Below are 268 nucleotides of genomic sequence, written 5' to 3' on the forward strand. Positions count from 1 at the left end.
CCGGTAGGCCGCACGTGCGCGGTGCTGGCTGGCATAGGCGTAGCCCTTGATCTCCCCACCTTCTTCGGCCACCAGGTAGGGATATGTCTGAAGTGTCGTCGCTATCCGCTGAGCTATTTCCTCAGCGCTCGGCGGAATCTCTTCGAACGAGATGGCCGTTGTTGAAACGATGGGGGCGTAAATGCGCTGGATGGCTACAGCATCTGCTACCGTCGCCGTACGGATTTTCAAAGCCATGCAAGTCGTCCTTGATTCGAAAGCTGAACAT

At 56.7% G+C, this 268-nt stretch carries 1 protein-coding gene; it reads right to left on the reverse strand.

The genetic code is table 11. From position 1 onward, the window contains the following. A partial coding sequence (locus tag KMS84_RS44605; protein ID WP_256921600.1) for a GNAT family N-acetyltransferase occupies positions 1-237 on the reverse strand: 237 nt, incomplete at its 3' end. Between the last annotated feature and the right edge of the window lie 31 nt (positions 238-268).

It is taken from the genome of Streptomyces hilarionis (genome assembly GCF_024539675.1).
GTDB classification, from domain to species: Bacteria; Actinomycetota; Actinomycetes; order Streptomycetales; family Streptomycetaceae; genus Streptomyces; species Streptomyces hilarionis.